This window comes from Mucilaginibacter sp. NFX135 (genome assembly GCF_048565145.1).
Classification (GTDB): Bacteria; Bacteroidota; Bacteroidia; order Sphingobacteriales; family Sphingobacteriaceae; genus Mucilaginibacter.
The window spans coordinates 637,800-652,240 of sequence record NZ_CP183412.1 but is presented as its reverse complement, the minus strand read 5'-3'; the positions used below and the strand labels follow the sequence as shown (position 1 = coordinate 652,240).

13 protein-coding genes and 1 tRNA gene are annotated in these 14,441 nt (G+C 41.6%); 6 read left to right on the top strand and 8 right to left on the bottom strand.

Annotated elements, in window-relative coordinates; translation table 11 throughout:
* Positions 1–8: 8 nt before the first annotated feature.
* The gene (locus tag ACNURT_RS02845) at positions 9–1,817 is read right to left on the bottom strand and encodes a glycoside hydrolase family 2 protein (RefSeq protein ID WP_419700457.1); all 1,809 of its coding nucleotides are present in this window, start codon (positions 1,815–1,817) and stop codon (positions 9–11) included.
* 171 nt (positions 1,818–1,988) lie between these two features.
* Between ACNURT_RS02845 and ACNURT_RS02840 the strand changes: the two genes are divergently transcribed.
* Positions 1,989–2,582, top strand: coding sequence for a DUF308 domain-containing protein (locus tag ACNURT_RS02840; protein ID WP_419700456.1), 594 nt, complete (start codon positions 1,989–1,991; stop codon positions 2,580–2,582).
* A gap of 39 nt (positions 2,583–2,621) precedes the next feature.
* Positions 2,622–3,206, top strand: a complete 585-nt coding sequence (locus ACNURT_RS02835) for a Crp/Fnr family transcriptional regulator (RefSeq protein WP_419700455.1) — start codon at positions 2,622–2,624, stop codon at positions 3,204–3,206.
* A gap of 274 nt (positions 3,207–3,480) precedes the next feature.
* On the opposite strand, the gene ACNURT_RS02830 is transcribed toward ACNURT_RS02835, so the two are convergent.
* The 5 genes from ACNURT_RS02830 to ACNURT_RS02810 all read right to left on the bottom strand — a co-directional run bounded on the left by ACNURT_RS02830 (position 3,481) and on the right by ACNURT_RS02810 (position 7,271).
* Positions 3,481–3,915 (bottom strand): VOC family protein, encoded by a 435-nt coding sequence (locus tag ACNURT_RS02830; RefSeq protein ID WP_419700454.1) that lies wholly within the window; start codon positions 3,913–3,915, stop codon positions 3,481–3,483.
* A 280-nt stretch (positions 3,916–4,195) separates the two neighbouring features.
* Positions 4,196–5,074, bottom strand: a complete 879-nt coding sequence (locus ACNURT_RS02825; RefSeq protein WP_419700453.1) for an NmrA/HSCARG family protein — start codon at positions 5,072–5,074, stop codon at positions 4,196–4,198.
* 118 nt (positions 5,075–5,192) lie between these two features.
* Entirely contained in the window at positions 5,193–5,774 is a 582-nt protein-coding gene (locus ACNURT_RS02820) for a Crp/Fnr family transcriptional regulator (RefSeq protein WP_370995887.1), read from the bottom strand.
* Positions 5,775–6,200: 426 nt separating this feature from the next.
* A complete protein-coding gene (locus tag ACNURT_RS02815) occupies positions 6,201–6,980 on the bottom strand; it encodes a DUF3667 domain-containing protein (protein ID WP_419700452.1) in 780 nt (259 codons plus the stop codon).
* Positions 6,981–7,198: 218 nt separating this feature from the next.
* Positions 7,199–7,271 (bottom strand) — tRNA-Met (locus ACNURT_RS02810).
* Between the two features lie 144 nt (positions 7,272–7,415).
* Here ACNURT_RS02810 and era point away from each other — a divergent pair.
* Positions 7,416–8,291, top strand: a complete 876-nt coding sequence (gene era, locus ACNURT_RS02805; RefSeq protein ID WP_419700451.1) for a GTPase Era — start codon at positions 7,416–7,418, stop codon at positions 8,289–8,291.
* Positions 8,292–8,432: 141 nt separating this feature from the next.
* Positions 8,433–9,734 carry a ribosome biogenesis GTPase Der gene (gene der / locus ACNURT_RS02800; protein WP_419700450.1) on the top strand — a complete coding sequence of 434 codons (1,302 nt, stop codon included), beginning with the start codon at positions 8,433–8,435 and terminating at the stop codon, positions 9,732–9,734.
* Positions 9,735–9,860: 126 nt separating this feature from the next.
* Here der and ACNURT_RS02795 read toward each other — a convergent pair whose 3' ends face one another.
* The gene (locus tag ACNURT_RS02795) at positions 9,861–11,438 is read right to left on the bottom strand and encodes a S41 family peptidase (RefSeq protein ID WP_419700449.1); all 1,578 of its coding nucleotides are present in this window, start codon (positions 11,436–11,438) and stop codon (positions 9,861–9,863) included.
* A gap of 101 nt (positions 11,439–11,539) precedes the next feature.
* On the opposite strand from ACNURT_RS02795, the gene murQ reads away from it, so the two are divergent.
* Together murQ and ACNURT_RS02785 are read left to right on the top strand one after the other, a co-directional pair.
* Positions 11,540–12,346 (top strand): N-acetylmuramic acid 6-phosphate etherase, encoded by an 807-nt coding sequence (murQ, locus tag ACNURT_RS02790; RefSeq protein ID WP_419700448.1) that lies wholly within the window; start codon positions 11,540–11,542, stop codon positions 12,344–12,346.
* Positions 12,347–12,452: 106 nt separating this feature from the next.
* A complete protein-coding gene (locus tag ACNURT_RS02785) occupies positions 12,453–13,019 on the top strand; it encodes a hypothetical protein (RefSeq protein ID WP_419700447.1) in 567 nt (188 codons plus the stop codon).
* 72 nt (positions 13,020–13,091) lie between these two features.
* Here the strand turns inward: ACNURT_RS02785 and ACNURT_RS02780 are convergent, their stop codons facing one another.
* Entirely contained in the window at positions 13,092–14,417 is a 1,326-nt protein-coding gene (locus ACNURT_RS02780; protein WP_419700446.1) for a D-alanyl-D-alanine carboxypeptidase/D-alanyl-D-alanine-endopeptidase, read from the bottom strand.
* Positions 14,418–14,441: the final 24 nt, after the last annotated feature.

Genomic DNA, 14,441 nt, shown 5'->3' with positions numbered 1-14,441 from the left:
AACTCTTATCAAGGTGTCAACTTATAGCTTTCTTTAATAACGGCTTCATTCACGGCTTTAACTCGTTCTATTTCCATTTTTTCAACCGCCCGGTCATAAGTAAGTACTCCGTTTATTTCATGTTCTACGTCGGTGGTTTGGGTATAGATGGCTACGCTGAGCCCTTTGTACTTCATCAACTGTTCAACCTCGTCAAGCAAAAACACGTACCTGTCTGTCAGTCGCGCCTTGGTTGGTTCATAGTCATAAGCGTTATTAGCTACGGGCCACATATGATCGCGCACAAATAAGCCCACGCCACCAAACTCGCCCAATGATGCCGCCCGGTGTTGGTCAGGAACCGACGCCCCGTATGGACCAACATAAATATGGGTATCTACATAGTCGCCATTGCCCGGATCGCCATAGGCTTTCTGATAGGATGGGTTATTATTAAAGCCAGAGTTACCATTAACCAGCCTTGACTGATCATACTGCTTCACCCAACTGGTTATATTTTTAACATCAAATGCTCCCCAGTTTTCATTAAAGGGCACCCAGGTAATAATGGATGGTGAATTATAATGCTGATCGATAAGTGTTTTCAACTCCCTCCTGAATTCGCCCCTGGTTTTGGTGGTATCTTCGTTCTGATACCAGATGGCCGGCATATCCTGCCAAACCAACAGGCCCAGTTTGTCGGCCCAATAGTAAAACCGTTGCGGCTCGGTTTTCATATGCTTCCGGATGAGGTTGTATCCCGCGTTTTTGGTAAACTGGATATCAAATTTGAGCGCCTCTTCTGTGGGGGCGGTCAGTACACCGTCTGGCCAGTAACCCTGATCGAGCAGTCCCAATTGCATGATGAACTTACCGTTGATCAAAGGCCGGGTAACGCCATTAACCTTACCCAATTTAATATCGCGCATACCAAAATAGCTTTTTACTTTATCGGTGATCTTGCCATGAGCATCTTCCAGGCTGATGCTGAGATCATATAAAAAAGGATCATCCGGCGACCAAAGCTTTGGCGTTTTAATAGACAGATAAAAGTAGGTGCCATTGGATGATGTTGCTTCCGAAACCACTTTGTTTCCATCAAGGGCTATCGCGACTATTTTTCCTTCGCCTTTGGTATTTACCAGCACTTTTAAGCGGCTGCCAGTCAGATCGGGCAACAGGCGGATGCTTTCAATACGCGCTTTGTTTACCGGCTCCAGCCACACGGTTTGCCATATGCCCGAGCAGAAGGTATAGTCGCCCCTGGGACCGCTCTTGCCTGATGGTACCCGGCCATCATTCAGATCATAAGCCGCCAAAACCAAGGTGTTTTTCCCATTGGTTAAGTAGGGGGTAATGTCAAAACTAAAAGCATCATAGCTACCAGCATGACTACCCGCTTTATGTCCGTTCACAAACAAGGTTGCCTGATGGGCCACAGCTTCAAAATGAATAATTACCTGCTTGCTTTTCCAATCGGCAGGAATTACAAAACTACGCCGGTACCACATATTGATCTCCTGCTTACGCTGAATACCAGATAATGCCGATTCCGGGCAATACGGAACCCGTATTTGCTCAGCCTTACTTTCAAAGGATAAGGGCTTTTCCGGGTCGAGCGCGCCGGCAACATCTTTTCCTCCCCGGTAATCCCATTTTCCATTCAAACATATCCAATCACCGCGTTGTAGTTGTGGCCGTGGATACTCCGGAAAAGGAACTTCGGCTTCCCGGGCGGCTTTTGTCCACCGGGTAGGTAAAGCAGGCGCCTGAGCAAATAAACAGGAGCAATTAATGATGAGTAGAAATGGTACTAAAACAATCCGGTTTTTATTCATGATCATTGGTTTATTGGAGGGGCTCCCAAACTTATTAAAATAAATTTATTTGATAATAGCTCCTTATTATCAAATAAAAAAGCATTAAAGCAGCTATTCTGATTTTCACTTAAGTGAAAAAATGCCAAATCATTAGCGGCTACATTTGCTTTCAAAAACATCAATAACGTCATGAACTCATCAATTGAATCAATAAAAACCACCGACTCAGCAACCACTGTCCAAACTGCCAGATCGCTGCGCGGCCTCTACTTTGCACGTACCGCATTTTCTGTTATTTGGGTTATCCTCATTTCAGTTTTTGTTAAAACTAACAGCAGCATCACTGCCATACTTTTTATTATCTATCCCGCTTGGGATGTTATTGCCACCTACTGGGACATTAAGGCCAATCCGCCGCACGTATCCAAAACACCACAATATGTAAACATGGTTATCGGGATCCTCACTACTATTGGCGTAGCGCTGGCTTTACAAAAGGGCGTTCCTGCAGCGTTAATCGTCTTTGGTGTCTGGGCAATTGTTACCGGTCTTATACAATTGATACTCGGTCTGCGCCGCCGCAAAGAATTGGGAGGGCAATGGCCAATGATCATTAGCGGGGGGCAATCTACGCTGGCTGGTAGTGTATTTATTGCTATGGCAAAGTCACCAACTATGGGCATCAGCAATTTGGCAGGCTATTCGGCTTTTGGCGCTTTTTATTTTCTGCTCGCCGCTATCCGGTTGTCAAAAACTATAAAAGGATTTGAAAAGGCAGCCTGATTATTTATACTTGCTAAAATGTAAAATCCAGACGCTGTTATGGACCCTCATGAAATACTGAAAGCACATTTAACGAGTTTTTCCGATTTAACCGAAAAAGACATAGCCGACAGCAGGCCCTTTTGGAAACCCCGCAAAATTAAAAAAGGCGACTTTTTCAATATGCAATACATGGTTTGTAACGATCTGGGACTGGTGGTTAAGGGGATTTTCCGGATCTACTATAGCCGTCCAGATACAAGCGAGGAGACGAATATCTTTTTCTTTTCCGAGAGTCAGTTTATCGTCTCCTTCCGGAGTTTCATTACCCGTAACGCGTGTCATTATTTCATCCAGGCGATGGAGGATTGCGAAATAGTTTATATCAGCTACCATGATCTCATGAGTTTGTATGAAACCCATCCCAACTGGGCCACCTTTGGCCGGCTGCTGGCAGAATTGTTCTTTACCTATTCGCAATCCCGTGCCGAGGAGCTCTTGTTTTTTTCGCACGAACAACGGTACATCAGACTTTTGGACGAACACCCCAATATTATTAACCGTATACCGGCCTATCATATTTCCTCGTACCTCGGCATCAAGAATCCATCTTTAAGTCGGATCAGGAAAAGGATACAACGGTAAAAAGTGGGTTTACACTTTTTATGGTTAACATTATTATATTTAATTGTCAATCAAATACATACATCTGGAAACATGTACACAAAAGTGTAAATCCACAAAATATCCTAAAAGTAAAAGCCTCCGGTTTTCCGACCTGAGGCTTTTTACTTTCGTATCGTTAACCGGGGATCAAAACACCTGCTGCTTTGATGTTCCTAAGCATGGTGATAGCAAGCGTTACCTGGCTGTTGCTGAGGTAATGCAAGTTAGGTGTTCGCTATTTTCTCTGTTAAATTTATCCCTTGTAATTTGGGTCAAATTCCACAATCCATTCAATACCATATTTGTCTCTAAACATTCCGGCGTATGAACCCCAGGGGCTGTCACCAATGTTTCCCTCAATATCGCCACCTGCTGATAGTCCGCTAAATATTTTGTCTGCCTCTTCACGACTTTCTGCACTAACTGATATTTTAGACCTGTTTTCGCTTTCGTTTACCCGTCCCATAAATTCGGGAACGTCATTGGCTATTAATACATTGTGTTTGCCAATTGGTAAGGCAATGTACATTATCTTGTTTTCATCATTTCCTGCTACCGGAAACTCAGCGCTCGCTAAGTCCTTGAAGCGGATGATCTTTGCGAACTCTCCGCCAAAAACTGATTTATAAAAAGTGAATGCTTCTTCGGCATTTCCGTTAAAGTTGATCCATGGATTAATTGCTCTCATAATTTTATTTTTAATTATTTAATTTTCTGCTTACGCGCCTCGTTTTCAGCCAATGGTCGGTGTTATCACTGCACCACCAACTTACAAAATATCCCAAACACAAAAAAGCCTCCAATCTTTCGATAGGGGGCTTTTACTTGCGGAGCCCTCAAGGAGCGTTTCTCAAACTATTTCTTAGAAGACCTGAGGAAAATAGCATTTTGCGCTTTGTAGCTAACATTCGTTGGATGGATAGCGGGCGACTGCAGCACTATTACCTTTTGTTGAGACACTTTTTTTCTTAATTGTTTTTACTCAGCCATTCCTGGAGCGGCACAAATTTATGGGTGGCTGTTTCTTTCGCCAATTCAATTCGTGATATGGAATCGGGTCCCATATAAGTGTGTTTTTCGAAATACCCAAACATCTCGGCTAACTCCTTTGCTCCTTCAAAAAAAGTTGAAAACATTTCGGCTGGTACTTGTGAAAAGCTGTACTCTTGTCCATTGGCTTTATAGGCATCTATGATGTCATTAAAACTGTACAACTCTGTTGCCAGGGCAAGGTAATTACCGTTTCCAACTTTTTCGGGTTGCAAAAATGCACCGGCGACAACTTTTCCCAGGTCATTAATGTCCGCCATGTGAATCGCTTTTTTTGTTGGGTCAATCGGTAGTGTCCAACCGCTTGTGCCATCTTGTTTTGGCTGTGGGCCCATCATTCCAACAAGATTTTGATAATAAAATGGAGGCTGAACAAATGTTACATATTTGAACCCTGCACTTTTTACCAGATCATCTACCTTAGCTTTGCCACTAAAGTGAGGCACTTCAAATTCTGCTTCACTAATGAGCTCAACATCCGGAAGCGTTGACCATATAAAATGTTGCACTCCCGTTGCTTTTGCCGCATCAATGGCATTTTTACCCTGGGTGATTTCGTCGGCACCTTCCCAAAAGTTGGTTACCACAAATACACCATAAGCATTTGTAAAAGCCTCTTTTAAGGATTGCAAATCTTTTAGATCTGCATAAACTGCTTCATTTGCTTGGCCTGTATATGTTTCCGGATTACGGGTTATTGCTTTCACATTAAAAGAGCCTTCATTTACAAGGGCATTTACAATACCCTTACCTTGTGCACCTGTTGCTCCAATTACTACTATTGTTTGCTTTTTCATCTGTTTATTTTTATGATGTAAAATTGCAGCAACAGCACCCCCCGGAACGATGAGAAATGATAAAAAAAAGCGTTGATAAATATCAACGCTTTTGTAAAATCAATAATTGAAACAGAAGTTATTTACTTGCTTGTTTTCTAATTCTGCTTAAAGTTTCTTTAGTTATGCCCAAAAAAGAAGCAATGAGATGCTGGGGAAATCGTTGAATAAACTGAGGGTGGTTATCGGCAAATTCTTCATAGCGTTTTTCTGCTGTATTACTAATGGTAGAATTCAATCTTCGCTGAGAAACGATGAAGCTTCTTTGGTCCATTAACCTTGTCATTTGTCCAAATGAAGGTACCTTTTCTATCAGATCCAGCATGTCTGTTACTCTGGCAACAAGTAGTTCGGTGTTTTCCCAGGCATCAATATTAAATCTTGATGGAGTAAGCATGAGCGCACTTTCACGGTCGCTTGCCCAATAATTTTCAATGTATAACTGTACAATATGCTCCGCACCTTTGTCATCTACGCTGTATTGTCTCATAGCACCTTTTACAATAAAACCAACGTATTTACACACATTGCCTTCTTCTAAAAAGTATTGCTTTTTCCTGAGCTTTTTAGGCTGGAAAGCCGCTACAATTAACGCTTCCTCATCACTTGTAAGTGGCGATGTAGCGTGCTCCCTGATGTATGCTAATAGGTTTTTGTGCACTGATTTTAATGATTATTAAATTGAACCCAATGCAAAGATATATTTCACTTTGGTAATACTTGTGCTCGCTTTAAAAGCAAGTATAAACTGGTAACAAAAGTAAAGTTTATCAAAAAAAATAGATTAGTCTTTTAAAATAGTATTACCTGCCTATGGTCAGTGTTATAACCGCCTCACTAAATACAAAATATCCGAAACGCAAAAAAGCCTCAAATTTTTCGACCTTAGGCTTTTAACTTGCGTAGCGGGAGCAAACCCGATCCATTTACTTATTAGTTTGCAGATTTTGGCAGGCGTATAAAATGAAATTCATAGGAGTTCGATCCCCCGATGGGGCTCACTTTGCACAAAGCCAAATGAATATTGAAGTCATTTTTATAAATCTTTTATAGTTGGTTTTGTAAACTTCATTTTTTATTTCTGTCCCTAAAATTGCGTTACAATCCAACCGGCAAAGTACCCAATAGCCAGGTTTAGAACTGAAATGACCAAAAAGGCAATAAAAGTGAGCCCGATTGTCTTAGCTTTCGAAGTATTGTTGAAGAACTGGGAATAACACCAGCACATTAAAATGAGTAGAAAACCCTGTTGAACTATGCCATATTGGAGAGTTGCTGCGATACCCCAAATATAAACAATGGGGAAAACGAGCAGGCTAACAATTAAAAACAACCCCATTAAGTATGTATTCAAAACGAGGTGTTCTGCAAGGTTATATTTCCGTTTTTTAAATATGACATAGGAAGCCAAGGTACTGGTTATGATCAAGATTAGACCATCAAAAGCAAAATGCTCAGTCATCCAGGTAATGATTTTCACGGAAGCCCTGGTTATGCCGTCCCTGGGCTCAATTAAACTCGCGTGAAGGCGGTCGAAAATTAAGTAATGCCAGAATAATCCATAAAAAGTGGCAAGCACAATAACAAAGGATAGTGGCTGAAAATGCCTGACTCTTTTTCCTTCCAAAAACTCGCGGATAGTGTGACCAGGTCTTGTCAGCAACTGCTTAGCAGTATACAAAACTCCTTTATCAAAATGAAACAGTCCATGTTGCAGATCATGTAAAATAAAATGCATATTAAGTTTGTGGGTGTCTGCCCGTTGTCCACAACCACTACAAAAATTGCCCGATACCTGACCATCGCAATTTTTGCAAATGATCGCAGTATTCATTTTATGAGTAGTTTTTTTCAGCGTTTTTCCCATTTGCTTTCTTTGATAAGCTGTGAGCTACAATCCTTAAACTTACGATTTTATATTGAGTTAATTAATAATCACATCGGTAAGCACCGGTTCTTTGTATCAATGATTGAATGTGAATAATTCTTCGGCTTATGGTAGATGTTATCGCCGTACCACTATTACACAATCTGCCCAAACGCAAAAAAGCCTCAAATCTTTCGACTTGAGGCTTTTAACTTTCGTAGCGGGAGCAGGACTCGAACCTACGACCTTCGGGTTATGAGCCCGACGAGCTACCAACTGCTCCATCCCGCACTGTATTTTTATATGTTGCATTCCGTCATAACTTCGGAAAGTTCCTTCCAATTGTCAAAAATGCAATTTGCACTCCGTTTTAATTGGACTGCAAAGATATAATTCGTTTCTTTGCAGTCCAAATATATTTTTAATTATTTTTATATGAGTCATCAGGCGGGTTTTGTAAGTATAATTGGTAAGCCCAATGCAGGTAAATCAACCCTTATGAACGCCCTCGTTGGCGAAAAAATGTCTATCATCACCCCCAAAGCACAGACTACACGTCACCGTATTTTGGGAATTGTTAATACCGACGACTACCAGATCGTGTTTTCTGACACGCCTGGCGTCATCAAACCTCACTATGCCCTGCACGAAAGCATGATGCACCAGGTAGATGGTTCTATTGTAGATGCCGACCTGATTTTGCTGGTTACCGACATTTATGAGGAATTTGATGAAACCGATGTGCTTAAAAAGCTGGAAGGTTCATTAGCCCCAATTGCGGTACTGATCAACAAGATTGACCAAAGTGATGAAGAAACGGTAAAAAAGAAAGTAGAATTTTGGCAGGAAAAACTAAAGCCAAAAGCGGTTTTCGCGATCTCGGCCCTGTTGGAGCATAATATCAAAGCCGTTATGGACTTTGTGGTAGAAAACCTGCCGGAGCATCCACCTTACTACGAAAAAGATGCCCTGACTGATCGTAACGACCGTTTTTTCGCGTCAGAAATGATCCGCGCGCAACTGCTTAAACAATATAAAAAAGAGATTCCTTACAGTGCCGAGGTTATTGTAACCGCCTTTGTTGAAGGCGAAACCCTGCACCGCATCAGCGCCGAAATTATTGTTGAGCGCGACTCACAAAAAAACATCATCATTGGCCAGGGGGGCAAAATGCTTAAAATAGTAGGCACCTATGCCCGTCGCGATATGGAAGAGTTTTTTCAAAGAAAAGTTTTCCTCGAGATGTTTGTGAAAGTGATACCCGACTGGCGCAGCAAAAAAAATTACCTTAAAAAATTCGGATACGAATAAAACCACAGATGTGAGATCTGAGATATTAGATTTGAGATAAATCTGGTATTTATAAATTAATCAAATAATTTTGATGTGGATTTGGATATGGAGGCTTAAATGGCCGCTCATCTCAAATCTTACATCTCAAATCTAAAAAGAATGAGTAACATAGTAGCCATAGTGGGCCGCCCAAACGTAGGCAAATCAACTTTATATAACCGTTTAACTGAAACCCGCAAAGCCATTGTCGACGATTTTAGCGGTGTAACCCGCGACAGGCACTACGGCGTTTCTGAATGGACCGACCATCATTTTACCGTTATTGATACCGGAGGCTACGTTGCCAACTCTGCCGATGTATTTGAGGCGGCTATACGCGAACAGGTAGAGATAGCTATTGAAGAAGCCTCGGTTATCCTGTTCCTGGTTGATGTTACCACCGGTATTACCGATCTTGATGATGAAATTGCCAACATGTTGCGTAAAGGCAACAAGCCGGTGTTTGTGGTGGTTAATAAAATGGATAACAATGCCCTTTTATCTGATGCTACCGTGTTTTACAGTCTTGGTTTAGGGGAAATCTATAATATCTCCTCCATGACCGGTTCAGGTACCGGCGAATTGCTCGATGAGGTAGTAAAGCACTTTGAGGATGAATTTCCAGAAGAAAACACCCGGCCTAAATATGCTATTGTTGGGCGGCCAAACGTGGGCAAATCATCTATTATTAACGCCTTGATAGGCAAGGACCGTAACATTGTTACGCCTATAGCCGGCACCACTCGCGATTCTATCCATATCCACTATAACCAGTACGGCCATGATTTTATGCTGATTGATACTGCCGGTTTGCGTAAAAAAACAAAGGTGAGGGAAAATATAGAGTTTTACTCCGTAATGCGTACCATTAAAGCCCTGGAAGAAGCCGATGTCATCATCCTGATGATTGATGCGGTAGAAGGGTTTGAGTCGCAGGATATGAATATTTTTCACCTGGCCGAAAAAAATAAAAAAGGCGTACTCATCGTAGTAAACAAATGGGACCTCATCGAAAAGAATAACAAAACCATCAAGGTTTTTGAAGAGCAGATCCGTGAAAAGATCGCGCCTTTTACTGATGTGCCTATTGTATTTACCTCCGTTACCGAAAAACAGCGTGTGTTAAAGGTAATTGATGTAGCTAACCAGGTTTATCAAAATCGTGCCCGTAAAATAGCTACCTCTAAATTAAACGAGGTGATGCTGCCTATTATCGAAAACTATCCACCACCATCCATCAAAGGCAAATACGTAAAAATCAAGTATATAACGCAAATTGCAGGTACATCGCCCATGTTCGCGTTCTTCTGTAATTTGCCGCAATACATAAAAGAGCCTTATTATCGCTTTATTGAAAACAAGCTACGGGAGAATTTTGATTTTGCCGGCGCGCCTATACAAGTTTGGTTCAGGCAGAAGTAGGACACGATTTTAAGGATTAATAGTAGATTACAGGATTACCCTTACACAACAATGATCGCGCGCTATATAAATAGCGGATCTTGTAAAGAAATCCTGTAAATCTTTTTCCCAATCCTAAAAATCCTGTTAATTGGTCAGCGCTTTTTTAAAGGCCTCGTCATTGCTATTCATTACCTCATAAAAAGCATTATCACCCCATTTAAAACGGGCGGCGTTGGCTTTGAGGATGCTTTTGATATAGTCGCGGGATATCAACAATTCGTGCGAGTCTATTTCCTTTATTGTTTTTGAAGAGTACAGGATAAAGTTGTGGAAATCATCATCACTAACAGTATATTCTTTTATAAAATCATCGCCGGTTGCAAATTTGTTCAACATGGGTTGCATCCGGTCAATCACATAGGCTGTGAAAAGTTGCTGGTCAATTAGGTTCTGTACAACGTAGGTGCTCTGTGCGGTATCAGCGGGCACAAAAACATCAGGCATAATGCCGCCTCCACTAAAAACTTTACGTCCGCTTAGGGTATGATACGAGCCTTTAAAAACAGAATCATTCCGGATGCTCTGTTCCGAAAAAAGTTCACCCTTTTTCATCCGCAAGGCCAGTTCGTTCCGGTAGCTTTCCAAACCTCCTTTATATGATTTTTGGATCGATCTGCCCGATGGGGTATAATACCGGGCCACGGTTAAATTTACGGCAGAGCCATCGCCAAACGGAAACTGCTGCTGCACCAGGCCTTTGCCAAATGAGCGGCGGCCTACAATGGTAGCCCGGTCCAAATCCTGCAATGCGCCTGCCAAAATTTCACTCGCCGAGGCCGAATACTCATCAATCAATACGGTTACCTTTCCCTGTTGAAACGAGCCAGAATCGGTGGCAAAATAATCTGTACGGGGTTCATGAATGCCTTTGGTATATACAATTAATTTGCCTTTGCCCAAAAACTCATCTGCCAGAGCTGTTGCCGCGTTCAAATATCCGCCGCCATTACCTCTAAGGTCAAGCAGCAAACTGCTCATGCCATCTGTTTTAAGTTTAGTCAGCGCTTTGCGGAAATCTGTATCCGTAGTTGATGCGAACTTGCCTATTTTAATATAACCCGTTGTCGGGTTAGCCATATAAGCTGCGTTCACACTGCTCAGATCAACACGGCCCCGTTTTATGGCGTATGTTTTTATTTCCGTTCCATTGGCAACGCCAAGCAATAAGGGAGTATCCTTTTCTCCTCTAAAAACCTTATTCACTCTATCTGTGGTAAGCTTTGTTCCGGCGAATTTTTTATTATCTACGGTAATTATTTTGCTGCCTGCCGGCAAACCCGCCTTGGAGGCAGGGCCCCCTTCATAAATCTGCGTAATAACCATGGTATCCCGTAATATTTGGAATTCGATGCCAATGCCATTAAACCCACCATCTAAACGTTCGTTAATTGATTGTGCCTGTTGTGGCGGTAAATAAAGCGAATGCGGATCCAGATTTTGAAGCATCTCATTAACAGATGCCCCTTCAATACTGTCGATGTTAACACTATCAACATAATTATGACCAACCAGGTCTAAAACTTTCGACAGCTTGTTATTATCTGAAAATGAAAAACCAAGGTTCCGGTCGGCAAATTTTCTATCGCCTATCAGCAACCCAATGGTAATCCCTAACAGCACCAGGACCATCGTCCTGAAAATAACGCCCGCGGTCTTTTTCATATTCAGCAAACAAAGTTAATCAATGCCGCATCAATAATTTTTATTGGCATCCTTTCATTTGATGTTTTTTACCGAATTTTGTTATAAATTATTTAAAATTAATGGAAACCATTACGGAGCGGGAATCACATTATAAGAATTTAGAGCAGCTATCTGTTCTTGAGATATTGGAAAGCATTAACAAGGAAGACCAAACAGTTCCCCTGGCTGTTAAAAAAGCCTTGCCTCAAATTGAACGCCTGGCTACTATAACAGCCGCTAAAATGCGCGATGGTGGTCGTTTATTTTATATTGGCGCCGGTACCAGCGGTCGTTTAGGTGTGGTTGATGCTTCAGAATGCCCCCCAACATTTGGTGTTCCGTTTGATATGGTTGTTGGTATTATTGCCGGCGGCGATGGCGCCATACGCAAAGCGGTAGAATTTGCCGAAGATGATACAGAACAAGCCTGGAAAGATCTGGTAGAGTTTCACATTACTGATAAAGACGTTGTGGTGGGCATTGCGGCTTCCGGCACTACTCCATATGTAATAGGAGGGTTAAAAATGGCTCATAAACATAATATTGTAACCGGCTGCATAGTTTGTAATAGTGGTAGCCCTGTGGCTGCCGAAGCACAATACCCGGTTGAGGTAATTACCGGACCGGAGTTTTTAACCGGGTCAACCCGGATGAAAGCCGGCACGGCTCAAAAGCTGGTTTTAAACATGCTGAGCACCAGTGTCATGATTCAGTTAGGCAGGGTGAAAGGAAACAAGATGGTTGATATGCAGCTGAGTAATAACAAGCTGGTTAACCGTGGAGCCCGCATGGTAATGGAAGAAACCGGGTTAAATGAAGATGAGGCCGCAGCGCTGTTAAAACAATACGGAAGCGTACGCAATGCGGTTGATAATTATAAAAAATAATTTTTTGATGTGCAGATTTTAAATGTGCAGATGTGCAAATTATTAAAAATGATCTGTACATAATAATTCTACTCATTTGAAATCTGCACATTTGAAATCTGAAGATATGCACGAGATAGAACCATATTACCGGTGGCGGGATGATTACATAGCATCAGAAGATGAATATTCACCTTTTTATGCTACTGAATATAGTGAGTTTGAATTTGATAAGCAGGTATATAACTATCTGTTGCACCCGCAGTGGGATTCCTTCGGCTCCAACACATTGTACCTTAAAGTACTGTTTGCCGATTATGAAAAGGGGTACACCATTATTGAGCTTATTGGCGAGTGGAACGACGCCATCAACAACGACATCATGATGCTGAAGCGTGAGCTGCTGGAGCTCATGATCGATAACGGCATCAATCATTTTATACTGATAGGCGAAAATGTGCTCAACTTCCACTCCTCTGATGATTGTTATTATGAAGAGTGGTTTCAGGATGTTGAGGACGGCTGGATAGCCGGTATCAATTTCCGCGAGCACGTAATAGATGAATTTAAACGCAACAATATTGATTATTATATCAATTTTGGCGGTGTGCTTGATGATCTGGGCTGGCGTACGTTAAAACCGGTACAGGTATTTAAAATGGTAGAAGAGCAGCTGATGCGGCGGTTAAATTAAAACAGTTTAACCGCATCATTTTAACGTTTTTTACTCTGTGTCTTTTCATGAACATTTATTGCTGGAAAGGATTTAAAATTCTTCATGAATATACGTCATGATCCGTACCATTTCGTCACGGATTTCTTTAACAGATCGGGTAAAATTGTTATTCATAAAGGAGAATGCCAGACGTTTTCCTTTTCGGGTAACCAGGTAGCCGCTTTGATTATAGTTGTTGGATAAGGAGCCGGTTTTTGCCCAGACAAACACCCGTCCATTATCTGTTTTATAAGCATTTCTAAGTGTCCCGGTAGCACCGCCGGCAGGCAGCATGCTATACAATAACGAGTCGTTATTTACCTGGGCTTTAATTTTTTGCAATAGGGCGATAATACTTCGTGGAGTAAACAAATTCATACGCGAAAGCCCGGAGCCGTCAACCCATTGCGGTTCATCCGGCAGATCATTTAAAAAGTGCGTTTTGGAATAGCCGATCACCGAATCGGTATTGAGGGTATTAAATTTGACCGATGAACAGGTCAACAATAGCTGCTCTGCAATAAAATCATCGCTGGGTTGTAGCATTCGTTTATAAACTGTACCCGAGTTCACATTGTAGATCGTTTTCGCGGTAGCGCTTAATGGTATATTTACAGGCCATACGGGCTTTTTCAGTGTGTCCCGCAATAGTTCCAATGTTAGTTCCACGCTTGTTTTCCAGGGAATCTCCTGTTTAAAGTTTGGCGGTATGGGCATTACCGGGTAAATAAAACTGTTACGCAAAAAATCACGTTTAACCTTAAACTTATCCGGATGATAACTCGTATCGCTGCTTAAAAACCGTTTAAGATAGGATGGCTTGATCTGCAGGTTACCATTACCATCAGCATATAATAAGGCCACATTATCTTCTATGGGCAAGTCTGTTATTTCAGCCTGGTAATAATCATTATAATCATCCCAGGCCCAGCCTGTCCCAAAAAAATTATTCGCATAACCCGCTGTTGAGTAGTATAGGCTTTTATTACTCCGGGCCAGGAAGCCCAGACTTTTAGTCCCTTTGAGATCGCTATGCAGAAATGAAGGGTCACCAGTACCCCAAAACACCAGCGAGTCATTATGCAACTCATAACGAAGTGCAGGTATGGAGTCGCCCAGCATTTTAAGGCAGGTATAAAAAGTAAATAGCTTTGTATTGGATGCCGGGATAAAATATTTATCAGCATTTAACTCATATATCATTTTTTGATCATCCAGATCATACAAAGCGAAGCCCGTGAAATGATCGCGCATGATCAGGGAGTGCTTAAATTGCTTTTTTATCTTTCTCTTTTTTATAGTTCGGGCATAAACGGTATCATTAAATAACACCAAACCGCAAATTATTAGCAGAAATATAAAAGTTGTTTTTAGCATACATTTATTCAATTTAACCAATTA